Origin of the sequence: Streptomyces sp. AM6-12 (assembly GCF_044327085.1) — a bacterium.
Taxonomy (GTDB): Bacteria; Actinomycetota; Actinomycetes; order Streptomycetales; family Streptomycetaceae; genus Streptomyces.
Window position 1 is genome coordinate 3,568,124 of record NZ_JBIQWN010000001.1, and the last position, 22,164, is coordinate 3,590,287.

General features: G+C 74.2%; 22 protein-coding genes. 10 read left to right on the plus strand and 12 right to left on the minus strand.

Features of this window, described 5'->3' with window-relative positions; translation table 11 throughout:
- Positions 1 to 4: 4 nt before the first annotated feature.
- A complete protein-coding gene (locus ACE4Q9_RS16095; RefSeq protein WP_397984920.1) occupies positions 5 to 2,191 on the minus strand; it encodes a flotillin family protein in 2,187 nt (728 codons plus the stop codon).
- Positions 2,192 to 2,427: 236 nt separating this feature from the next.
- On the opposite strand from ACE4Q9_RS16095, the gene ACE4Q9_RS16100 reads away from it, so the two are divergent.
- Positions 2,428 to 3,495: a PucR family transcriptional regulator gene (locus ACE4Q9_RS16100; RefSeq protein WP_397984921.1), complete on the plus strand. Its 1,068-nt coding sequence runs from the start codon at positions 2,428 to 2,430 to the stop codon at positions 3,493 to 3,495.
- A gap of 22 nt (positions 3,496 to 3,517) precedes the next feature.
- Here the strand turns inward: ACE4Q9_RS16100 and ACE4Q9_RS16105 are convergent, their stop codons facing one another.
- Positions 3,518 to 3,742 (minus strand): SDR family oxidoreductase, encoded by a 225-nt coding sequence (locus ACE4Q9_RS16105; protein WP_397984922.1) that lies wholly within the window; start codon positions 3,740 to 3,742, stop codon positions 3,518 to 3,520.
- An 83-nt stretch (positions 3,743 to 3,825) separates the two neighbouring features.
- Here ACE4Q9_RS16105 and ACE4Q9_RS16110 point away from each other — a divergent pair, with 83 nt between their 5' ends.
- Complete coding sequence (locus ACE4Q9_RS16110; protein WP_397984923.1) at positions 3,826 to 3,948, plus strand: hypothetical protein; 123 nt, start codon at positions 3,826 to 3,828, stop codon at positions 3,946 to 3,948.
- Between the two features lie 82 nt (positions 3,949 to 4,030).
- Complete coding sequence (locus ACE4Q9_RS16115) at positions 4,031 to 4,420, plus strand: helix-turn-helix domain-containing protein (protein WP_397984924.1); 390 nt, start codon at positions 4,031 to 4,033, stop codon at positions 4,418 to 4,420.
- A gap of 37 nt (positions 4,421 to 4,457) precedes the next feature.
- Here ACE4Q9_RS16115 and ACE4Q9_RS16120 read toward each other — a convergent pair whose 3' ends face one another.
- Positions 4,458 to 5,423 (minus strand): DUF1152 domain-containing protein, encoded by a 966-nt coding sequence (locus ACE4Q9_RS16120; RefSeq protein WP_397984925.1) that lies wholly within the window; start codon positions 5,421 to 5,423, stop codon positions 4,458 to 4,460.
- Between the two features lie 72 nt (positions 5,424 to 5,495).
- Here ACE4Q9_RS16120 and ACE4Q9_RS16125 point away from each other — a divergent pair, with 72 nt between their 5' ends.
- The gene (locus ACE4Q9_RS16125) at positions 5,496 to 5,906 is read left to right on the plus strand and encodes a VOC family protein (protein ID WP_397984926.1); all 411 of its coding nucleotides are present in this window, start codon (positions 5,496 to 5,498) and stop codon (positions 5,904 to 5,906) included.
- Positions 5,907 to 5,956: 50 nt separating this feature from the next.
- Here the strand turns inward: ACE4Q9_RS16125 and ACE4Q9_RS16130 are convergent, their stop codons facing one another.
- The 6 genes from ACE4Q9_RS16130 to thrS all read right to left on the minus strand — a co-directional run bounded on the left by ACE4Q9_RS16130 (position 5,957) and on the right by thrS (position 12,584).
- Positions 5,957 to 6,895: an MIP/aquaporin family protein gene (locus ACE4Q9_RS16130; protein WP_397984927.1), complete on the minus strand. Its 939-nt coding sequence runs from the start codon at positions 6,893 to 6,895 to the stop codon at positions 5,957 to 5,959.
- A gap of 107 nt (positions 6,896 to 7,002) precedes the next feature.
- Positions 7,003 to 7,680 carry an SDR family NAD(P)-dependent oxidoreductase gene (locus ACE4Q9_RS16135; protein WP_397984928.1) on the minus strand — a complete coding sequence of 226 codons (678 nt, stop codon included), beginning with the start codon at positions 7,678 to 7,680 and terminating at the stop codon, positions 7,003 to 7,005.
- Positions 7,681 to 7,717: 37 nt separating this feature from the next.
- Positions 7,718 to 8,419 (minus strand): DUF6445 family protein, encoded by a 702-nt coding sequence (locus ACE4Q9_RS16140; RefSeq protein ID WP_397984929.1) that lies wholly within the window; start codon positions 8,417 to 8,419, stop codon positions 7,718 to 7,720.
- A 151-nt stretch (positions 8,420 to 8,570) separates the two neighbouring features.
- Positions 8,571 to 10,217: a glycoside hydrolase family 13 protein gene (locus ACE4Q9_RS16145; RefSeq protein ID WP_397984930.1), complete on the minus strand. Its 1,647-nt coding sequence runs from the start codon at positions 10,215 to 10,217 to the stop codon at positions 8,571 to 8,573.
- A 104-nt stretch (positions 10,218 to 10,321) separates the two neighbouring features.
- Positions 10,322 to 11,290, minus strand: coding sequence for a nucleoside hydrolase (locus ACE4Q9_RS16150; protein WP_397984931.1), 969 nt, complete (start codon positions 11,288 to 11,290; stop codon positions 10,322 to 10,324).
- 55 nt (positions 11,291 to 11,345) lie between these two features.
- Positions 11,346 to 12,584 (minus strand): threonine--tRNA ligase, encoded by a 1,239-nt coding sequence (gene thrS / locus ACE4Q9_RS16155; RefSeq protein ID WP_397987236.1) that lies wholly within the window; start codon positions 12,582 to 12,584, stop codon positions 11,346 to 11,348.
- Between the two features lie 385 nt (positions 12,585 to 12,969).
- Between thrS and ACE4Q9_RS16160 the strand changes: the two genes are divergently transcribed.
- From ACE4Q9_RS16160 to ACE4Q9_RS16170, 3 genes are all read left to right on the plus strand, one after another.
- Positions 12,970 to 13,758, plus strand: a complete 789-nt coding sequence (locus tag ACE4Q9_RS16160; protein ID WP_397984932.1) for a hypothetical protein — start codon at positions 12,970 to 12,972, stop codon at positions 13,756 to 13,758.
- Positions 13,759 to 13,973: 215 nt separating this feature from the next.
- The gene (locus tag ACE4Q9_RS16165) at positions 13,974 to 14,153 is read left to right on the plus strand and encodes a hypothetical protein (RefSeq protein WP_397984933.1); all 180 of its coding nucleotides are present in this window, start codon (positions 13,974 to 13,976) and stop codon (positions 14,151 to 14,153) included.
- Positions 14,154 to 14,246: 93 nt separating this feature from the next.
- The gene (locus ACE4Q9_RS16170; RefSeq protein ID WP_397984934.1) at positions 14,247 to 15,506 is read left to right on the plus strand and encodes an amidohydrolase; all 1,260 of its coding nucleotides are present in this window, start codon (positions 14,247 to 14,249) and stop codon (positions 15,504 to 15,506) included.
- 87 nt (positions 15,507 to 15,593) lie between these two features.
- Here the strand turns inward: ACE4Q9_RS16170 and ACE4Q9_RS16175 are convergent, their stop codons facing one another.
- Entirely contained in the window at positions 15,594 to 16,958 is a 1,365-nt protein-coding gene (locus ACE4Q9_RS16175; RefSeq protein ID WP_397984935.1) for a hypothetical protein, read from the minus strand.
- Between the two features lie 98 nt (positions 16,959 to 17,056).
- Positions 17,057 to 18,343, minus strand: coding sequence for a PP2C family protein-serine/threonine phosphatase (locus tag ACE4Q9_RS16180; RefSeq protein ID WP_397984936.1), 1,287 nt, complete (start codon positions 18,341 to 18,343; stop codon positions 17,057 to 17,059).
- 166 nt (positions 18,344 to 18,509) lie between these two features.
- On the opposite strand from ACE4Q9_RS16180, the gene ACE4Q9_RS16185 reads away from it, so the two are divergent.
- Positions 18,510 to 18,992, plus strand: a complete 483-nt coding sequence (locus ACE4Q9_RS16185) for a hypothetical protein (protein ID WP_397984937.1) — start codon at positions 18,510 to 18,512, stop codon at positions 18,990 to 18,992.
- A gap of 77 nt (positions 18,993 to 19,069) precedes the next feature.
- Positions 19,070 to 20,005: a hypothetical protein gene (locus tag ACE4Q9_RS16190; RefSeq protein ID WP_397984938.1), complete on the plus strand. Its 936-nt coding sequence runs from the start codon at positions 19,070 to 19,072 to the stop codon at positions 20,003 to 20,005.
- On the opposite strand, the gene ACE4Q9_RS16195 is transcribed toward ACE4Q9_RS16190, so the two are convergent.
- Positions 19,893 to 21,260 (minus strand): PLP-dependent aminotransferase family protein, encoded by a 1,368-nt coding sequence (locus ACE4Q9_RS16195; protein WP_397984939.1) that lies wholly within the window; start codon positions 21,258 to 21,260, stop codon positions 19,893 to 19,895. The two genes, ACE4Q9_RS16190 and ACE4Q9_RS16195, sit on opposite strands and share 113 nt — an antisense overlap.
- A gap of 87 nt (positions 21,261 to 21,347) precedes the next feature.
- Between ACE4Q9_RS16195 and ACE4Q9_RS16200 the strand changes: the two genes are divergently transcribed.
- Positions 21,348 to 22,136 (plus strand): alpha/beta fold hydrolase, encoded by a 789-nt coding sequence (locus ACE4Q9_RS16200; protein WP_397984940.1) that lies wholly within the window; start codon positions 21,348 to 21,350, stop codon positions 22,134 to 22,136.
- Positions 22,137 to 22,164 lie beyond the last annotated feature (28 nt).

Below are 22,164 nucleotides of genomic sequence, written 5' to 3' on the forward strand. Positions count from 1 at the left end.
GGCCCTAGTTGTGGGCGGTTCCGTTCAGGGAGGTGACCGGTGTGTCCGCCAGGCCCAGTTCCCCGGCCTTCTCCAGCAGCTGGCGGAACTGGGAGGCGTCCGCGCCGCCGCCGTTCATCAGCTTCATCAGCAGGGCGGAGACCGTGAGGTTCTGGATGTCCGCCGTGCCCACGGAACCGAGCACCCGGCCCAGGTCCTCCGTGAAGCTCCCCGACCCGTCCAGCCACGGCTTCGCCAGGGTCTGCGCGGTGCGGGAGCTGGCGACGAAGCCGTCGACCCCCTTGCCGAAGGAGACCGCCGAGACGAGCCGGTCGAAGAAGACGGACTCCCCGCCGACGATGTCGATGTCGGCGTTCTCCAGCCCCGTCGCCAGCACCGTCGCCTGCGCCTGCGCCACCTGCCGCTGCGTCTCCAGCCCGGCCAGCCGGATCTCCTTCTCCGCCTGGAGCCGCAGCCGGTACTCCTCGTGCCCGCGCGACGCCTCGTCCAGCGCGGCCATCGCCGCCGCCTTCTCGGTGAGCCCCGCCGCCTCGGCCCGCAGCTTCTCGCCGATACCGGCGGCCTCCGCGAGCGCCGCCGCCTTCACCCCCTCGGCCTCCGCCAGCGCCTTCGCCCGCGCGCCCTCCGCCTCGGCCCGCAGCCGCGCCTCCGTCGCCGCGGCCGCCGCCTGCGCACCCTCGGCCTCGGCGAGACCCCTGGCCCGCGCCCCCTCGGCCTCCGCCAGCGCCTTCGCCTGGGTGCCCTCGGCCTCGGCCCGCAGCCGCGCCTCGGTGGCCTCCGCCTCCGCGCGCCCGGCCTTGACCGTGACCTCGGCCTCCTTGTCCCGGACCTGCACCGCGGCGAGCCCCTCGGCAGCCGACTCGGCCTGCACGCCCTCGGCGAGCCGCAGCTTGGCCCGCGCGTCGAGGTCGGCGGTCTTCAACCGTGCCTCGGCCAGGGTGAGTTCCTCGGCGGCCCGGTGCGTCGCGGCCTGCTCGGCGGCCTCCGCGGCCTTGATGTCCTTGACCAGCTTCTCCTGCGCCTCCGCCTCCGCGGCGATGACGAGGGCCTGCCGCTCGCGCTCGGCCTCCTCGACCACGCGCAGCTTCTTGATGGACTCCTCCTGCTCGGCGACCGTACGGTCCACCGCGACCCGCTCCCGGATGACCTCGGCGATCTCCCGCTTCTCCGCCTCGACCTCCTTCTCGGCGGAGATCTGGGTCAGCTGAGTCTCCCGCTCGCGGGCGATGACCTCCAGCAGCCGGTCCTTCTCGATGCGCTCGTTCTCGACGGCGATGACCCGCTCGCGGTTCTTCGCGGCGACCGCGATCTCGCGGGCCTGGTTCTCCCGCTGCACGCCCAGCTGTTCCTCGGTGCGCAGGAAGGCGGTCTGCGCGCGCAGCCGTTCCTCCTCCATCACCCGTGCGGTCTCGGCCTCCTCGCGGGCGCGGGACGTCTCGATCTCCCGCTTCTGCTTGATCTCGGCGTCCGCCTGCCGGCGCTCCAGCTCCAGGATGGCCTCGCGGGCGTCGACGTCCTGCCGGGTGATCTCCTTCTGCTCGGTGCGCTTGGCCTCGTTGGTGCGCACGTGCTCGACGGCGGTCAGCTCGGTGATCTTGCGGATTCCCTGCGCGTCGAGGACGTTGGCCGGGTCCAGCTGGGTCAGCGGCGTCTGCTCCAGGTAGTCGATCGCCGCGTCCTCCAGGTGGTAGCCGTTGAGGTCGACACCGATCAACTCGATGATGTGGTACCGCAGTTCCTCGCGCTTGGTGTACAGGTCGGTGAAGTCCATCTGCTTGCCGACGGTCTTCAGCGCCTCGGAGAACTTCGCGTGGAACAGCTCCTGGAGCGTGTCCTGGTGGCTGGCCCGCTCGGTGCCCACGGACTGGGCGACCTTGATGACGTCCTCGACAGTCTTGTTGACCTTGACGAAGAACAGGATCCGGATGTCGGCCCGGATGTTGTCCCGGCAGATCAGCCCGTCCCGCCCGGAGCGGCTGATCTCGATGGTCTTCACCGAGATGTCCATGACCTCGGCCTTGTGCAGGATCGGCAGCACGACCTGTCCGGTGAAGGACACGTCCACGCGCCGCGTCCTGGAGACGATCAGGGCCTGGCTCTGGTCGACCTTGCGGTACAGACGGGAGAACCCGAGCAGCAACAGCAGGGCGAGGATCACGCAGGCGGCGACGAGCACGCCGAGGGCTTCCATGGCATACGTCCTTGCGTCAGACGGTGGGTCGGAGCTCCCCCGAGGCGCCGGTGCCGGGCATCCCCCCGCGATGCCCGGCACCGGAGCCCTCCGTAGTGCTCCCCGCAGAGGATGGTGCGGCCCGGACGGCCGTTCGCGCATTGCCGGTTTCCGGCAGTGTTCACTACTGTCTGCATGCCGGAAATGCGCTAAGAAAGCGTCACCGGCGCGTCAAGATCACGGGGGAACGGGGCAGGGTGAGCGAGCAGGGGATATCGGAGCGCTACCTGGACGGCTTCGCGGGGGTGCTGGCCGAGGTCGCGAGCACCGGCCGGCGGCTGACCAGGGAGGAGCTGAAGACCCGTCGGACGCTGGGCGAACAGGCCGCCGAGGCGGGGCTCGGGCTGCGCGCCCTGATCGTCGCGCACCTGGCCGCCGCCCGTAACGCCTGGCCGGTCGGGCCCGGTTCGACCGAGAGCACCCTGGCCGCGCTGGCCGCCGTGGAGCAGGCCGTCGACGTGTTCGCGGAAGGCTACGAGCGCGCCCAGCGGCTGACCGTGCGCCGGGAGGAGGCGGCCCGCCGGGAGTTCATCGACGACCTGCTCTACGGCCGCAGCGACCTGGGCCGGCTCGCCGAGCGCGCCGAACGCTTCGGGCTGCGGCTCTCGCGCGCGCACGCGGTCGCGGTCGCCGAGGGCCCCCAGTCCTACGGCGAGGGCGGCCCCGTCGCCCGGCGGGTGGAGGCCGCGGTGCTCGCCCGCTTCGACTCCCACAGCATCCTGCTCACCACCAAGAACGGCCGGCTGCTGTGTATCGCGCCCGGCGACACCGACGAGGTCCTCGCCTACTTCGCCCGGCAGGCGACCGCCGCCACCGAGGGCGGCCGGGTGGCGATCGGGCGCCCGCAGACCGGTCCCGGCGGCGTCGTGCAGTCGTACGAGGAGGCGCTGGCGGCGCTGGAGATGGCGGAGCGGCTCGGGCTGCCGGGGCCGGTGCTGCGCTCCGCCGACCTGCTGGTCTACCCGGTGCTCGCACGCGACCGGCAGGCGATGGCCGACCTGGTGCAGCACACGCTGGGCCCGCTGACCGCGGCCCGCGGCGGCGCGGTCCCGCTGCTGGAGACCCTGGTCGCCTACTTCGACTCCGGCTGCGTGGCCGCCGAGGCGGCGCGCCGGCTCTCCCTGAGCGTGCGCGCGCTCACCTACCGTCTGGAGCGCATCCGCCAGCTCACCGCCGCCGACCCGGCCGACCCGGCGCACCGCTACATGCTCCAGACCGCGGTGATCGGCGCCCGCCTGCTGGGCTGGCCCGAGCAGCCGCTGTGACGCGGGGCCGGGCGCCGGTCCGTCAGGCGCCCACGGCCGAGAAGCCGCCGTCCACATGCAGCACCTGGCCCGTGACGGCGCGTGCCGCGTCGCTCAGCAGGAAGGCGACGGGGGTGGCGTCGGAGGCGTCCCGGCCCAGCGGGGCGCGCCGCGGGGAACCTTGGGGCGGGACGCCCCGGTGGTCCACCGACTCGAACGGCGTGTGGAGGAGGTTTCCGCCGAGCGCGTCCTGCGGCGCGGACGCCACGGCGTGCACCACACCGTCCAGCCGGTCCCAGTGGGTGCCGATCCGCTCGGGCAGGGCGCGGCAGCCGGGTGGCGATACGGCTCGTGACGGAGCTGGGCCGGCCCGGCGCGTTGGCGAGGATCACGTCGGCGCTCTGCCGCATCGCCGACTCCGCGACCGTGAATCCCATCGATGTCTCGGTGCGCACGCCGAAGACCAAGACATGACGCTCCTTCAGGTGCGCGCCGTCGGGTGTCGTGAACAACGGCCCCCCGCGCACCCCGCCCTCCCCGGGGGGATGATGGCGCCATGAGCCGCGCCGTCGAGGAGAGCAACCGCCGGATGCTGCGCGCACGGGACACCATGGACCGGGACTACGCGCGGCCGCTGGACGTGCCCGCGCTGGCGCGCGTCGCGCATGTGTCGCCGGCCCACTTCGCGCGCACCTTCCGGGCCACGTTCGGTGAGACACCGCACCGCTATCTGCAACGGCGGCGGGTGGAACGGGCGATGTACCTGCTGCGCGAGACCGGCCGGAGCGTGACGGACATCGCCCGCGAGGTCGGCTTCGCAAGTCCGGGCACCTTCAGCCGCACGTTCCGCGACATCGTCGGCCGCTCCCCGCGCGCCTACCGCAAGGAGGCGGTGGCGGCGGCCGTCCCGACCTGCTTCACCATGGCCTGGACCCGGCCGGGCTGAGCCGAACCCGCGGAGCGGTCGAGCGCGGAAGGCGGGCTCAGTGCGGGAACATCCGGGGCGGTCGCTGGCTGGGGAGTTCCTCGCGGAAGGCGGTGATGGCGGAGCTGATCTGGCGCATCAGAACCGTGTTCTCCAGCCGGCCGAGATAGAGGTTCGCGCGGGCGAGAGCGGGCAGGTCGGCGCAGAAGTAGAGGCTCATCAGCGGGTTGACGAACAGTTCACTGCCACGGGTGCGCTCGGTGAACCGCGCGTCGCCGAACTCCCCGCGTACGGCGGCCGCGACGCTGCCGTGCACGATGCTCGGACGGCTCGCGTGGCAGCGCTGGGCGTGAGCCACCGCGTCGAGGTAGGCGGCACCCTCGGCGCTCTCCCGCGGAAGGGAGAACGCACCCAGATAACCGCCGTCGCGGTCCAGGGCGGCCAGGTTCTCCAGCACCAGCGAGTGGTTCACCCCGTGGTAGGCGTCCACACCGAAGCCCACGCAGGCCACGAGCCGGTGCGTGACCTCCTCCAGCCCGGCGACGGCCGCCAGGCTGGCCATGTCCTCCTCCGGGGTGCCGAGCCCGTGCTCGTCCCCGCGCATCAGGATGTCGGTCCCGCCGTCCACCAGCACGATCGCGTCCACGCCGCCCAGGTGCTCCAGCAGGGCCCGGTAGGCGGCGCGCAGCGGCTGGACGCCCGTGAGCGGGAAGGCGTACACGGTGTCGGGCGACTGCCGCGAGTCGAGCCAGCGGGCGAGTGACCGCTCGGGGAAGTAGTCGCCGCGCACCGGGGTGTCCGAGCGTACGGCGGCGACGTCTTCCGCGATCCAGGAGTCCGGGTCCAGGCCGTACAGGTCGGCGAAGGACAGGTTGGCCAGATGGACCTCGGCGCCGGCCGACCGGAGCGCGAGGGCCAGGGGCAGTCCGGCGTAGACGTCGAAGCCCCCGCCCGCCCCGGCGACGAGGACCCGGCGCGCCTCGCGCAGACGGCTGAACAAGGAGGGTTCGCGGAGGGAGATCACCACCAGACACTAACCGCGAAGTCAGCAGTTTCGGATAAGTCTTCGCCCCCTCCGGCCGCTAGCGTGGACGACATGTTCAACGCGATCACGCAGTCCCAGATATACGTCCTCGACCAGGACGAGGCCCTCGACTTCTACGTCGGCAAGCTCGGTCTGGAGGTCACCGCCGACGTCCCCCTCGGCTTCATGCGCTGGCTGACCGTCGGCGTTCCCGGCCACCCCGAGCGGCAGATCCTCCTGGAGCAGCCGGGCCCCCCGGCGCTGTCCGAGGAGACCGCCGGGCAGGTGCGCGAGCTGGTGGCCAAGGGCGCCATGGGCGGCTGGCTCATCTTCACCACCGACGACTGCCGGGGCACCTACAAGGCGCTGCTGGACAAGGGGGTGGAGTTCACCGAGGAGCCCACCGAGCGTCCGTACGGCATCGACTGCGGTCTGCGCGACCCCTTCGGCAACCGCATCCGCTTCACCCAGCCGAAGGCCTGAAGCACTTCACGGGGCCCGGCCGGACCGGCGCGGCGTCCAGGGCCCCGGCCTCAGCGCGGCGGCTCCGGGCGTGCCCGGCCCGGCTCCTGGGGCTGGTCGCGGACGGCGCGGGCCACGAGGACGTCACCGATGAACAGGTCGTACACCAGGACCCCGATGACACCGCCGACCAGCGGACCCACGATGGGGATCCACCAGTAGTCGCTGAACACCCCGGCCACGCTGCCCGGAAAGGCCAGGCTTCCCCAGCCCTCGGCGTAGGTGAGCAGGCGGGGGCCGAAGTCGCGGGCCGGGTTGATGGCGTAGCCCGCGTTGGCGCCGAAGGACATGCCGATGGCGGCCACGATGAAGCCGGTGATCAGCGGGGCGAGGTTGGACTGCACGGCCTGGTTGCGCAGGTCGATGACGGCCACGACGAACATCACCAGGAACGCCGTACCGACGATCTGGTCGATCAGCGGGCCCCAGATCCCGCCGTGGAAGTACTGGGCGGGGAAGGTCGCGAAGATGGAGAACGTGGCGTTCGTGTGCCCGTTCACCTTGGGTCCGGTGGCGGCGGCGTCGTACGCACCGATCGCCTGGTGGTAGACCAGGTACACCAGCGCCGCGCCGGTGAAGGCGCCGACCACCTGCGCGCACCAGTACGGCAGCACCTTGACCCAGGGGAAGCCCCGGCGCACCGCCATCGCGAGCGTCACGGCGGGGTTGATGTGGGCGCCGCTGACGCCGCCGGCCACGTAGACGCCGAAGGTGACGGCCATCGCCCAGCCCCAGGTGACCAGCAGCCAGTCGCCGGCCGCGAGGAAGATCGTGGTGGGAGTGGCGGCGCGGCCCGAGCCGGGGAGCGCGGCGACGGCCATCGCGACGACGCCGCAGCCGAAGCAGATGAGGACGAACGTCCCGAGGAACTCCGCCAGGCACTCGCCCAGCAGGCCACCTCTGGCCCGCAGTGTGGAGGGTTTGATCAGCGACGGTACTTCGACAGCCATGAAAGGCCCCCTTGGAGAGGAGCAAAACTGCCAACGTCCCCATATTGGCCCACAAAAGCCCCGCACGCAGGGTGAGCCGAAGGGCCGTCATCCCTTCGCGTGATCCGTCACCGGCTGTCGAGGTCGTCCGCGAAGTGCCGGAATCCGTGCCGTTCCCGGTGCATGCCCCACAGCATCTCGGCCAGCACGGCGGGGTCCTTGCGGGCGTGGCCGGGGGTGATGGCGCCGGGCACGACGAGTTGCGCGACGTGGATGCCCTCGGCGGCGAGGCGTTCGTGCAGCAGATGCCCGTAGGCGCTCTGCGCGGCGAACGCGACGGAGGTGCCGGCGCGCTCGACGTGCGGCACGGCGGCGGTGCCCCCGTTCACGAACAGTATGGTTCCGCGCCCCAGCTCCCGCATTCCGGGCAGCACCTGCTGCACGGCGGCCACCGGCCCGTACACCGAGAACTCGAGCGGCCCGGTCAGCTGCCGGGGCCCGGTCTCCAGAACGGGCCGCATGAAGTCACGGTGCGGCGCCGGGCTGTACTGGAGCACCTCGGCGGGGCCCAGCTCCCGCGCGGCGTCGGCGAGGGCGCGGGTGAGCCGGTCCGGTTCGCGGACGTCGGCGGGGAAGGCGCGCGCGCTCACACCGTCCCCGGCCAGCTCCCCGGCCAGCGCCTCCAGCCGGTCGCTGTCGCGGGCGACGAGGGCGATGCCGTACCCTTCGCGCCCGAACCGCCGGGCGACGGCGGCACCGAGACCCGGTCCGGCGCCCACGATGGCGACAACGCTCACGTCCACCATCCGTACCGCACGCCGGGCCCGGGCGCATCCCGCGGGGTCAGGCCATCCAGAAGAAGACGGCCGTCATGCGCTTCTCCTCCAGCGTGGAGCCGGTGTAACCGGTCGCGCTGTGCACGAGGTTGGCGTTGTAGAGCAGCAGGCGGTTGTACTTGTGCGGGACGCGCACGTCCTCCTCGAAGGCGTCCGGGGCGACGAAGCGGGTGCCCAGGGCCTCGACCAGGTTGGTGTGCGGGGCCTGCACGACGTTGCCGCCGAGCCGTCCGCCGGGCAGGTGCTGGCGGTAGAAGCTGGTGCCGCAGTCCTTGGGGACGCTCGGGTTGAGGTACAGCACGGCCGCGTACCGGCACAGCGCGCGCGAGTCGGTGTGCGGGCGCGGCTCGCTCTCGCCCGCGCCGACGACCTGCACGCAGTTGTGGTTGAGCGTGCCGCCGCCGGGCGCCTTCTGCACCCACAGCTCCTTGGCGCCCGTCGCCTTCCTCACCAGCCGCTCGATGACGGCGAGTTCGGCGGGTTCGAGCCCCGGCATGGTGCGCAGCCCCGGCCAGGTCTCGGAGGTGTAGGGGTAGCCCTCGACCCAGTCGTCCTTGGCCAGGCACCGGGCGCGGACGGCGTCCACGTCGGGCAGGACGTCGTCCAGGACCCAGTAGTCGCGGCCCTTGGTGGGCTTGCGGTAGGGCAGCACGGGCAGCGCGCCCGGCGTGCGGGCCGCGGGCATCCTGGGAGGTGGCTGTGGGGGCATGCGGCGAATCTAGGCCCGCGTTCTCCCCGCCATCTCCCGGGGACCGGTCAACGTTTCCCCAACCGTGTGTCATGTACACCAAAGTCCGGCAATGGGACCGGCCCGCGGAAGGCGGCAACGGGGCCGGCCCGCAGGCGGCCGGCCCCGCCGGTCAGCCGAGCCAGACCGTCGTGTCCGGCGGCAGCCGCCCGTCCCCCGGCAGCGGCCCGCTGCTCAGCAGCACCTCGCCGGCCGGCAGCGCCACCGGCTGTGCCCCCGGGTTGGTGACGCACCGCCACCCCGCGCAGCGGCTGAAGTCCAGTACGTCGTCAGGGGAGTTCGCCGTCCAGGTGAGCGATTCACCGTCCAGCAGCTTGCGGCGCAGCCGCAGCGCGGTGCGGTACAGCTCCAGCGTCGAGCCCTCGACCCCGTGCTGCGCCTCGACGGCGTACGCCGCGAAGCCGGACGGCTGCGGCAGCCAGGCACCGCCGGGCCCGAAGCCGTACGACGGCCCGTCCACCGTCCACGGCAGCGGCACCCGGCATCCGTCCCGGCCCTTGCGGACATGCCCGGTCTGCTCCCAGATCGGGTCCTGGAGCACCTCGGTGGGCAGATCGGCGACCTCGGGCAGCCCCAGTTCCTCCCCCTGGTAGAGGTAGGACGCGCCGGGCAGCGCCAGCATCAGCAGGGTGGCGGCCCGCCCCCGGCGCAGCCCGGCCTCCGTGTCGATCCCGGGCGCGCGGCCGCCGGACAGCAGCCAGGCGCCGGGGTCGGTGCCGGGCGGGAGCATCAGCCGGGAGTGGTGGCGCACGACGTCGTGGTTGGACAGCACCCAGGTGGCGGCGGCACCGGCGGCCCGCGCGGTGGCCAGCTCCTCGGTGATCACACGGCGCAGCTCCTCCGCGTCCCACCCGGCCTCCAGGTACTCGAAGTTGAACGCCTGCCCGAGCTCGTCCGGGCGGGCGTACAGGGCGCGGCGGGGACCGGGGACCCAGGCCTCGGCGACGGCGCTGCGCGGCGGCCGGTAGGCGTCGAAGACCTTGCGCCAGTCGCGGTAGATCTCGTGCACCTCGTCGCGGTCCCAGTACGGGTGGTCGCCCGGCGCGACGCGGAGCAGGGCGGTCTCCCCGGTGGCGCCGATGTCGCCGATGTCGCGCAGCGGCTCGGTCAGCTCCTTGGCCAGGCCGTGCGCCACGTCCACGCGGAAGCCGTCCACGCCCCGGTCGGACCAGAACCGCAGGGTGGTGCGGAAGTCGGCGCGCACCTCCTCGTTGTCCCAGTTGAGGTCGGGCTGTTCGGCGGCGAACAGGTGCAGGTACCACTCGCCGTCGGGCACCCGCCGCCAGGCGCTGCCGCCGAAGACGGACTGCCAGTCGGAGGGCGGGAGTTCGCCGTGGGTGCCGCGTCCGGGGCGGAAGACGTACCGCTCGCGGGCGGCGGATCCGGGTCCGGCCCGCAACGCCTCCTGGAACCAGGGGTGCTGGTGCGAGGTGTGGTTGGGCACGAGGTCCACCACGACCTTCAGGCCCAGCCGGTGCGCCTCGGCGACCAGGGCGTCGAAGTCGTCCAGGCTGCCCAGGCGCGGATCGACGTCCCGGTGGTCGGCGACGTCGTAGCCGCCGTCGGCGAGTTCGGACGGATAGAACGGGCTCAGCCACAGGGCGTCCACGCCGAGCGCCGCGAGGTGGTCCAGGCGCCGGGTGATGCCCTTGAGGTCCCCGAGCCCGTCCCCGTCGGCGTCGGCGAAGCTGCGCGGGTACACCTGGTAGATGACGGCCTGCCGCCACCAGTCGGGGTTCCTGGAGGAGAGGTCTGCCATACGGGTTTCCCTTCGGTACGACGGACGAAGCGGACGCGACGGACGCGACGTAGAGAATCTGTCCACATTGCCCGGAAAGCGAACCTTGGAAACCGGGTCCGGCGTCAGGGCCGCCCGACCGTCTCCAGGTACAACCGCGCGTACCGGCGCGCGTCCACGTCCAACGCGACGTCGATCAGGGGCCGTTCGCGCCGCCCGTGATGGATCTCGGCCTCGCCAGGCCTCGGCCGCCGGTCGACGATCGTCTGTCCACGCGCCGGGCCGGGCGCGAGGCTCACCTCGACGGGCAGCGCACGGGTGGTCAGGCCGCCCGGATCGGCGACCGCGCACACCGCCCCCGCGTCCCCGAGCCCGCCCGCCTCCTCCGCCTCGGGCGGCTCGCCCTGGGCGGCCGGTCGGTGGGCGAGCAGTTCCCCGGCCAGCCGCGCCCCGCGGTCCCCGCTCGCCCGCAGCCGCTCCACCTCCCCGGCGGCCACGACCACCTGCCGGAACACGTCCAGGCCGTACATCGTGATCGGCACCCCGGCGGTGAGCAGCACGGCCGCCGCCTCCGGGTCGTGCCAGACGTTGAACTCGGCGACGGGCGTGGCGTTCCCGTTTCCGACCGCGCCGCCCATGAAGACGATCCGCTCGATGTTGCGGGTCACCTCGGGGTGGGTGCGCAGCAGCAGCGCGATGTTGGTCAGCGGTGCGGTGGGGACCAGGGTGACCGGGCGGGGCGCGGCGAGGATCTCGCGGCGCAGCAGGGTGACCGCGTCCACGCCGGCGGGCCGGCGGGCCGGGGCGGGCAGCCCCAGGTCCCCCATGCCGTCCCGGCCGTGCACATGCGTGGCCGGCCGGGCGGGTTCCAGCAGCGGCCGCTCGGCCCCGCGCGCCACGGGGATCTCGGGTGCACCGGCCTGCTCCAGCACGGTCAGCGTGTTCCGCACCACCCCGTCCACATCGGTGTTCCCGGCCACACAGGTCACCGCCCGCAGCTCGATGCCGGGGTGGCGCACGGCGAACAGCAGCGCGAGGGCGTCGTCCACCCCGGTGTCGCAGTCCATGATCACGGGCACGGGGCGGCCGGGCATGGGGGCTCCTTCGGGGCGGGAGGCGCGGCTTGGGGCGCGGGACTCAGACACTAGTTCAGGCCGGCAGGCCCGGTCCCGGCTCGCCCCACAGTTCGGTTCCCTTCGCCGCGACCCGCCCGGCGATCCGGTCCAGCAGCTCCGCCACCGGCAGCTCGCCGGGCCGCCGCCCGTCCCGCAGCCGGACGGCGGCCCGGTCCGCGGCCGCCTCTCGGGCACCGATCACCGCCTGGTACGGCACCAGGCGCGCGGCGCGGACCCTGGCGCCCAGGGTGCCCTGGGCGGGCCCGGCCGGCTCGGCGCGCAGGCCCCGCGCCAGAGCCTCCCGCACGACGGCCGCCGCCCGCTCCTCCTGCTCCTCGCCGACCGGCAGCACCACCAGCTGCACCGGCGCCAGCCAGGCGGGGAGGGCGCCGGCGTGTGCCTCGACCAGATGGGCCACGGCGCGCTCCACGCTGCCGATGACGCTGCGGTGCACCATCACGGGGCGGTGCTTCGCGCCGTCGGGCCCGGTGTAGTACAGGCCGAAGCGGGCGGGCTGGTGGAGGTCGATCTGCACGGTGGAGAGGGTGGACTCGCGTCCCGCCGGGTCGGCGATCTGCACATCGATCTTGGGCCCGTAGAAGGCGGCCTCGCCCGCCGCCTCCTCGTACGCCACGCCCGACGCGTCCAGCACCTCGCGCAGCAGCGCGGTGGCCCGGCGCCACAGCTTCGGATCGGCGACGTACTTGCCGCCCTCGCCGGGCAGGGAGAGCCGGTGGCGTACGGCGCGGATGCCGAGGTCGGCGTAGGCGCGGGCGATCAGTTCCAGGGCCGCGCGGGCCTCCCCGACCGCCTGGTCCAGGGTGCAGAAGACATGGGCGTCGTTGAGCTGGATGGCGCGTACGCGGGTCAGCCCGCCGAGGACGCCGGACAGCTCCGCGCGGTACATGGTGCCCAACTCGGCGATCCGCAGCGGTAGTTCGCGGTAGCTGCGGGAGCGGGAGCGGTAGATCAGGGCGTGATGGGGGCAGAGGCTGGGCCGCAGCACGACCTCCTCCGAGCCCAGCCGCATCGGCGGGTACATGTCGTCGCGGTAGTGGTCCCGGTGCCCGGAGACCTCGTACAGCTCGCGTTTGCCGAGCGCGGGCGAGTACACGTGCCGGTACCCGGCCCGGCGTTCGGCCTCGCGGATGTACTCCTCCAGGGTGTGCCGCACCACCGCGCCGTCCGGCAGCCAGTACGGCAGGCCCGCGCCCATCAGCGGATCGGTGCCGAACAGGCCGAGTTCACGGCCGAGGCGGCGGTGGTCGGGCAGTCGGTCGTCCGAGTGGTCGTCCAGGCGGTCGTTCACCCGATGGTTCAGGGGGTCGTTCACGGGGGCTCCTCCGTGGGAGGGGGCGACACCCCGTGGCACGCCGAAGCTCCGGGGCGTTCGCCCCGGAGCTTCGGACAGGTCGGATGTCAGCGCGCCGGGACGGTCTCCGGCGTCGTCGTGCCGCACGGGCACGGGGCGGGGCACTGCTGGGCGCGCTGCATGGCCGGAAGGCTAGCGCCGCCTCCCCCGCCCGCACGACGGCTTTTCCGGGGCTCCGCCCGCCCCGCCTCCCCTGGACCTCCGCCTCACCCGTCCGGCTCCCCGCGCTGGTGGGGCGGCCGGGGCGGTGGTGCCGTGGGAGGAGGCACCAGGCACGGGAGGCAGCGTGAGGTACGAGGGGATACGCCCGCGCGGACGCCTGCCGAGGTTCCTGACCGGGCTCGGGCTGCTCGGGATCGGGGGGTGCGCGGCGCTGACGCTGAAGCAGCCGGAGACGGCGCGGCAGCCGCTGCCGACGATCGACCGGCCGGCCGCGAGTTCCAGGGCCCCCGTCCGGCCCGACGGCTCCTCGCTCACCGACGCGCAGGCGCAGGCCGCGCTGATCGGCCAGAGTGACCTCGGTGCCGCCTGGACCGCGACGAGCGGCGCGGCGACCTGGCGGGACGGGATGCTGAAGGCGAGCACGTCGGCCGGTGAGTGCCAGAAGCTCCTCGACGCCCTCTACAGCGACCAGCTCCTCGGCGGTCCGGCCCGTGTCGCCGTCGGCCTGGACGACCCCGGCGCCGGCGCCCAGCTCCGCTACCAGATCGGCGCCCGCCGCCCGTCCGACGTGGACGCCACGCTGGACTGGCTGCGCACGCTGCCGGCGGACTGCGCCCGCTTCACGGCCGTCACCCAGCAGGACGCCCAGGAGGACGTCCAGGTCACGGAGCTGGCCCTGCCCGAGGTCGGTGACGCCCGCCAGGGCCTGCACATCACCGTCTCCGCCACCACGAAGGACGACCAGGACGTCCGGCTCACCCTGGACGTCGCCGCGGTCCGCGTCGGCGACGACGCCTTCGCCTTCACCAACGGCGGCCTGGGCGACGCCCCCAACGACGCCACCCAGGCCGCCGTCCAGGTGGGCGCACTACGCCTGGCGGACGTGCGCAGGCAGGGGCGGGCGGAGGTGTAGAGGGGCGGGGCGCCGGTGAGTTGGCGAATGCCCCACCCGCTTCGAACGCACCGAGGAACTCCTCGTGGACGCCCCCCCGGCGGCCCGCACTCGGCGCGCACCCGCCGCAGCCGTCCCCATCCGCCCCGCCTGCTCTTGCCGTGCGTTTCGGAATGCCTCTAAGTTGACTGCGGGTCAACCCGCCTGCTACGCCGCTGTCGTGTTGCGAGGTCGCCGTGTACGGACGTCCATCCGCTGCCTACGGGTACTCCACCGCGCGGAGGGCCGTCGCCGCCGCCGTGGCCGCCGCGGTCTCCCTGATACTCGCGGCCAACGCCGGGCCCGCCCGCGCCACCGCCCCCGCGGTGCCCGACGCCCGGATCACCGCCTCGGCCCCGGCGGCGGCCGGCCGCTGACCCCCGGGCCACAGCGGCGGCGGGTGACGGAGACCACAGGACTCACAGGAAGCACCGGTACCGCGATCCCCACCACCGTCCTAACCTGCCCGCATGATCTCCGCCACCCCCGCCTCCGCCGCCGCCCGCACCGCGCGGGACCTCACCGCCGACCTCCCGCTCACCGGTCTGGAAGACCTCTACCGGGACCTGCACCGGCATCCCGAGCTGTCCCTGCGCGAACACCGCACCGCCCAGAAGCTCGCCGGGCGGCTCAGGGACGCCGGGTTCGAGACGACGGAGGGCGTCGGCGGCACCGGTGTCGTCGGGCGGCTGGCCAACGGCGACGGCCCCACCGTGCTGCTGCGCGCCGACATGGACGCGCTGCCCGTCACCGAGGCGACCGGGCTGCCGTACGCCTCCACCACCGACGGTGTGATGCACGCCTGCGGGCACGACCTGCACGTCACCTGGCTGGCCGGAGCCGCCGCCGCGCTCGCCGCGGGCCGGGACACCTGGCGCGGCACCCTGCTGCTGGTGGGGCAGCCCGCCGAGGAGAGCGGACAGGGCGCCCGCGGGATGCTCGCCGACGGCCTGTACGAGCGCTTCGGACGGCCCGACGCGCTGCTCGGCCAGCACGCCGTACCCGGCCCGGCGGGCGCGTACCCGCACGTGCCGGGACTGATCATGTCCGCGGCGACGGACGTGGACATCGTGGTGTACGGCCGGGGCGGCCACGGCTCGCGCCCCGAGGCGACCGTGGACCCGGTGGTGACCGCCGCCTACCTCGTCACCCGGCTCCAGACCGTGGTCTCGCGCGAGGTCGCCGCGGGCGAGTCCGCGGTCCTCACGGTGGGCCGCATCGAGGCGGGCACCCGGCACAACATCATCCCCGACGAGGCGCGCATCGCCCTGAATCTGCGCCCCCAGTCCGAGGCGGTACGGCAGCGGATGCTGACCGCCATCCGCCGGATCGCGCAGGGCGAGTGCCTGGCCGCCGGCTGCCCCCGCGAGCCCGAGGTGACCATCGCCGCCTCCTTCCCGCTGACTCTGAACGACGCGGCCACCGACACCGCAGTAGCCGCCGTGCACCGCGAACTCTTCGGCGCGGAAACGGTGTTCGACCCCGGCCCGGCGATGGGCAGCGAGGACTTCCCCGAGCTGGCCCTGGACGGCGCCATCCCCTACGCGTACTGGTTCGTCACCACCACGCCCCACGACATCTGGGACAAGGCCCCCGGCGACACCATCCCGGAGAAGCTCGCCGCCGTCCCCAGCAACCACAGCCCCCACTTCGCGCCGGACCTGGCCACCGTCGCCCCCGGCGTGCGCACCCTGGTCTCGGGGGCGCTGGCACTTTTGTCGCAGGCATGACCTAGTCGTCGCGCCCTCGCCACAGTCGTCGCATCCTCGCCCCACAGTGGACAGCGGTCATCGCCGCCACCCGCGCGCGGCGGCGGTTCAGGTCTGCTGGAGCTGACTGAGCTGCCGCCGTACGTCCTCCAGCGCGCCCTGCCGGCGGCCCGGCACGCGGGCGCGCAACCGGGCGAGCGCGGGCCCGAGTTCGCGGGCGTGCGCCGCCTCCTCGATCCGCCCCCACTGGTGGTGCGCCCGGTCCACCGCGGCCTCCACCGCGGGCGCGTCCGCCGGCTGCCCGGCCGCGAGTCGGTGCTCGGCGACCTCCAGCCACCCCCGGCAGCTGCGCACCGGGTCCCCGGCGAACATCGCGAGATCGGCGCGCACCTCGGCCCAGTGCAGGGCGTCCTCGGAGGCCGGCCCGTGCTCGTCCGCGACGGCCTCCTGGTACCGGGCGGCGATCGCGTCCGCCTCCTCGTGCCGCCCGGCCCGCACGGCGGTGCTGATGGCGGCATGAGGGTCGGCGGCGGGGTCCGCGGGGGCGGCGGTTTCGGCGAGGGGGGTCCGGGTGGCGGGGGACGCGAGTTGCGGGGGGATGCTCAGGGGGATGCCCGGTTCCACGACCGCGCCCGGTGCCACGACCGCATCCAATTCCACGACCGCATCCGACTCCGCCACCCCGCCCGGCTCCGCCACCGCACCAGGTTCCACCACCGCGCCCGTGCCGGTGCCCGTGCCGACGGGGCCGCCGTACGTCTGCCGTCCGCCCGTGGCCGGCCCGGTCCCGAGGGTCCCGCCGGGCGCCGGGTGCGGGATCGCCGGGTACGGCTGCGGGGCCTGCACCGGAGCCGGGGCCAGCAGGATGTTGGTCGCGGTCTCCTCCGGGATGCGGGCGAGGGCCTGCTGGTGGAGGTCGTCCAGCGGGGGGCGGTGGCCGCTGCGCAGCAGGGTGGCCACCGTCTTCATGTACGACGGCTCGGCCAGGCCCCGGCGCCCGTGCGGCGGGGCGATCCGGCCGTAGACCGCGGTGGCGCGACCGCAGTCCAGCGGGTGTTCGTGCAGGTGCCGCCAGGCCTCCGGGTCCGCGTGCAGGTCGACCAGCAGGGCCGTCTGTCCGGGGGCGCGCAGCCGCAGCTCCTCGCGGATCCAGTGCCAGGGCAGCGCGGTGTAGCGGACGGTGGCCACGGTGGTGCGGGCCAGCGCCAGATGCGGCAGCCGCTGCCGGCGGTCCAGGTGCAGCTGACCGGTGAGGAACACGGTGAGCGGTCCCGGCGCGGCCGCGGCGGCGCGCAGCCGGGTGAGGACGCCCTGGGGGTCCACCGGGTCCGCGAGTTCCACGACGTTGGCGGTGTCGGTGCCGGACAGCACGGTGGGGGCGACGGCGGCCAGCACCGGCAGCACCGCGGCCGCGTCCACCAGGCGTCCCCGGCCCAGCGGCGAGGCCGCGAGCAGCAGCACGGTTCCGGGCATGGTCCCTCCCCCTGTAGGCGCTGCGGTCCCTGCGGATCCGCTCTCTCCCGTCAGCACCGTAGCCGCTGTGACCCGCGGGCCGCGCCGCAGGCGGCGGATCAACCCCCTTCGGAGGTCTTGCGCACCCCCCACGCGCCCCACCCCCGGCCCCAGCCGGGCAGTCGCTGGGCCTCCGCCGCCGCCGGCAGGAGCGGGAGGCCCGGACACTCCTCGTCCTCCGGGAGGCGGCGGACCGCGAAGGCCGTGGTGTCGTCGGCCAGCTGCCCCCGGCTGTGCCGGAGCACGCCGTCGCGGACCCGGCGGACCAGGCGGCCGGGCTCGGCGCAGGCGGGATCGGCGGCGACCGCCTCGCCGACGTCGCGGACCACGTCGTAGAACTCGCCCTTGCGGTCACGGGCCTCGGTCACCCCGTCGGTGACCAGCAGCAGCGTCTCGTCCGGCCCGAGCGGCACCCGGTGCGTCGGCGGCAGCCCCCCGGTCAGATCGCTCAGGCCGAGCGGCACCCCGTCGCCGCAGGGCAGCTCCCGCACCCCGCCCGGCCCGACCGCGAGCGGCGCCTCGTGCCCGAAGTTGATGATGTCGACCATGCCGGGGGCCTCGCGGGAGAAGGCGGCCAGCACCGCCGTGGCGAACCGCTCCCCGTCCTGGCTGCCGACCACGGCGGTGTGCATGCGGTGCCGGACGATCCGGGTCTCCAGGTGCTCGGCGACGGTCCGCAGGTCCTCCTCGAAGTAGCCGGCCTCCCGGAAGCTGCCGAGCAGCGCGGCCGCCGCCTCCACCGCGCCCAGCCCCTTGCCCTGCACATCGCCGACGAGCACACGGGTGCCGTACGGACCGGGCTGGATGTCGTAGAAGTCGCCCCCGACCTGCGCCTCCACGTCCGCGGCGAGATACACGCCCGCCTGTTCCACACCGGCCCAGCGCCTGGGCAGCGGCCGCAGCACCGCCCGTACCGTGGTCTCCGCGATGTCCTGCATGTGCAGCACCCGCCGCTCCCGCCGGGTGCGCACCACCGCCGCGAACACCGCCAGCACACCGCCGAGGGCGACCAGCAGGAAGTCGGGCAGGCCCGCCCGGTACTGGTCGGGCCAGGCGTTGTCCACGAGGACGTACGTCACCAGGGACAGCACCGCGAAACCGGCCGTCGTCCACACCCCGCAGACCGCGGAGGCGATGCCGGGCACCAGGACGACCCAGGAGACGAACCGGTACTGCGCGCCGGTGTTGAAGTCCAGCAGCGCGATGCCGACGAGCGTCAGCGAGGGCAGCAGCCACGCGTAGCCCCGTCCGCAGATGCGCGGCGGACGCCACCGCTGGTATCTCGTCCCGGTCACGGGGTCCGAGTCTCCAGCTTCCCCGGTAACACACCGGCGCGCGGCATCCATCGGGGGCGCGCCTGCGGGCGCCCGTGGCCCGCAGGCGCCCCGCGGCCGCCCCGGACCCGCCGGAAACGCCGGGACCGCGGGCCCGGCGCGCCGGCCGAGTTGCCGGAGCGTGCGCCCAGGTGTGCATTGGATAGCGGAACGGGGGCGAGGAGGAAGGAGTGCTCCCATGGCTCATGCGGCACCCACATCCGGCGGAATCCCCCGGCGCGCCCCGGTGCCCGAGGTGCGGGCCGGCACCTCCCCGGACCAGCGCCGGACACCCGACGTCCTCGGCGCCCGCACCCATCGCATCGCCCGGATCGCGGTCCCCGTCGTCCTGGCCCTGATCTACGGCTACTGGGTCGCGGCCGTCAACCGTGCGGGCGGCCCCATCACCGGCTGGAACCTGCTGCTCGGCTTCGTCAGCGCCCTCGTCTTCGCCGTGGTGTGCGTCGCCCTGCTGGCGCTGGCCCCCCGGATGATCCGGGAGGTGCACGCACTGCTGTGGACGGCGTTCGTCGGCATCGCCTTCGGCTTCATCTACAGCCAGAGCGACCACTCGATCGTGCGGTCCCTCCTGATGTCCCTGCTGATCGCCGGGGCCACCTTCATCGCCTTCTTCTACCGGTACTACACCCGCGAGGACGCCTTCGGACGGCGGATCCACTGAGGCCGGCGCCCCGCCGCCATCGCCCGAGCGGACGCACTCCGCTCGCGCACCGGCCCCGCGGGCCGTTGCCTGAGAGGGTGCCGCCACGTATGAGGAGCGCCCTGTCGGCCGTACTGATCACCCTGTCCTGCCTGCTCGTGCCGTTCGGCGCGCTGGCACTGTGGGCGACGTACGGACTCACCGACACGGGCCGGTACGTCACCACGATGGCCCCGCTCGCCACCGACCCGGACGTGCGGGAGGCCGTCGCGGACGCCGTCGGCGACAGCCTGCTCCGCGAGGCCGGCCACCGGCTGGACGCCGGACCGCTGCAAGGCCCCGTACGCCCCTTCGTGCACGACGCCGTGCGGTCCTTCACCCAGACCCGTGCCTTCCGGCTCGCCTGGGACGCGGGCAACCGGGTCACCCATGACGCGGTGCTGCGGGCTCTGCGCGACGACCGTGACGAAGCGGCCGCCGAGCCGGTCACCGTGGACTTCGCCCCCGTCACCGCCCAGGTCAAACAGCAGCTCAGCGACGAGCACATACCGCTCGCCACCCGTATCCCGGTGCAGCACACGGCGGTCGCCGTGCTCCCGGCCGACGAACTGTCCTCGCTCCGAAAGGGGTTCCACGTGCTCGAAGTCGCCGGATTCTGGCTGCCGCTCGCGGCCGTGGTCTTCGCCGCCGCGGGGATCGCCCTGGCCGTGCGCCGCCGCCGGGCCATCGCCGCGACCGCGCTGGGCACCGCCCTCGGCGGCGCGCTGCTCGGGCTCGCGGTCGCCGTCGGCCGCACCCTGACCCTCGCCGGTCTGCCCGCCGACGTGCCCCGCGCGGCCGCGGGCGCCGTCTACGACGCGCTGACCGGCACCCTGCGCACCGTCGCATGGCTGCTGCTCGGGCTCGGCCTCACGGTGGCCCTCACCACCTGGCTGACCCGGAACCTGCGCCCCGCCCGTCTCGTGCGACGGCTGCGAGGACCGAAAGAGCCCGCGCCAGCTCCGGCTCAGGAACCGACCCGAGTCCAAGCCTGACCGCGTCCGGCGCCCCGCCGGGCCCCACCGCGAACGCCGTCCCCGGCGTGACGGCGATCCCCCGCTCCCGCGCCGCCGCCGCGAAGGTGTCGGCCCGCCACGGCGCCGGCAGCTGCCACCAGGCGAAGTACGCGGCCGGATCCGACCGTACGGCGAATCCGTCCAGTTCCGCGGTCAGCAGCCGCCGGCGCCGCGCGGCATCGTGCCGCTTGGCCCCCACCAGCCGCTCCACGGTGCCGTCGCCGATCCACCGCACCGCCGCCTCCAGCGCGAATCCGCCGGCGTTCCACCCCCCGGCCCGGATCGCCCGCGCCACGGCCTCGGTCCGGTCCTCGGGTACGACGACGAAGCCGACGGTGAGTCCGGGCGCGACGCGCTTGGAGAGGCCGTCGACCAGGTGGACGCGGTCGGGGGCGAGGGTGGCGAGCGGGGGTGCGCTGGTGCGGCCCGGCGGGTGCAGGAAGGACCAGATCCGGTCCTCGACCACCGGTATCCCCAGCCTGTGGACGACGTCCGCCAGCTCGGCCCGGCGGCCCGCGCTCATGGTCAGCGTGGTCGGGTTGTGCAGGGTGGGCTGGAGGTAGAGGGCGGACAGGGGCGCGGCGCGGTGGGCGGCGGCGAGGGCGTCCGGCCGGGGGCCCTCCTCGTCCGTGCCGATCGGCACCAGGGTGCGGCCGAGCCGGGCGCCGATCTCCTTGACCATCGGATACGTCAGCGGTTCGACGCCGATCCGGCCGCCGGGCCGGACCAGGGAGACGAGCGTGGCGGCGATCGCCTGCCGGGCGTTGCCGGTGAACAGGATCCGCTCCGGCTCGGCGCGCACCCCGCCCCGGGCGAGCAGCCCGGCGACCGCCTCCCGCGCGGCCGGCGTCCCCGCGACCGCGGCGGGCCGCAGCGCGTCCCCGAGCGCGTCGGACCGCGCGAGCGAGGCGAGGACGGGGCTCAGCAGCTCCGACTGTCCAGGAAGGTAGGGGTAGTTGAGCTCCAGGTTCACGGGCTCGGCGCCCGCCGCCTCGGTCAGGGCGCGTCCCGGCTGCCCGTCCGGCGCACCGGCCCGTACGAACGTCCCGCGGCCGACCTCGCCCACCACCAGCCCGCGGCGCACGAGTTCGGCGTACACCCGCCCCGCGGTGGAAGGGGCCAGCCCGTGCCGCCGCGCGAACGCCCGCTGCGGGGGCAGCCGCTGGCCCGGCCGCAGCCGTCCGCTCGCGATGTCGGCGGCTATCCGGTCGGCGATACGCCGGAAGTCGTTCACGAGTCCCCCTGTTGCTCTCGCCCCGGATTGCACCGAGGGCAAAGATCTTATTGCACCGAGGAGTTGGCGGCCCCTAGGGTCACCCGTATGCCCCCTTCCCTCGCTTACACCGACAAAGGCCCCGGAACAACGCACCGGACCCCTCTTCTCCTCCTCCACGGCCACCCCTTCGACCGGACGATGTGGGACCCGCAGGTGGCACGGTTCTCGGCCGAGCGCCGGGTGATCGCCCCCGACCTGCGCGGCTACGGCGCCTCGCCGGTGACGCCGGGCACGGTCCCCTTCGCCCGCCACGCCGACGACCTGGCGGAACTCCTGGACTTCCTGGGCGTGGACGCGTTCGTGGCGGTGGGCCTTTCGATGGGTGGCCAGATCGCGATGGAGTGCTGCGCCCGGTTCGGCGACCGGGTCCGGGGCCTGGTCCTGGCCGACACCTTCGCCACCCCGGAGACGCCCGAGGGGAAGCGGGGCCGGCGTGCGATGGCGGACCGGCTGCTCGCCGAGGGGATGCGGGGGTACGCCGACGAGGTACTGGAGCGGATGGTCGCGCCCTACGCCGACGCGCGGGTGAAGGCCCATGTGCACGGCATGATGACGGCCACGTCACCGGAGGGCGCCGCGGCCTCCCTGCGGGGCCGTGCCGAACGCCCCGACTACCGGCCGGTGTTGGCCCGCGTCTCCGCCCCGGCCCTGGTCCTGGTCGGCGCCGACGACACGTACACGCCGGTCCCGGACACCGAGGCCCTGCACGCCGTGCTGCCGGACTCCGCCCTCGAGGTGGTCGAGGGCGCGGCGCATCTGCCGAATCTGGAACGTCCCGAGGAGTTCAACCGCGCGCTGGCGGCCTTCCTCACTCGCGTGGACGGGGCCGCGTAGGCACGGACGCGGACCGGGCACCGCATCC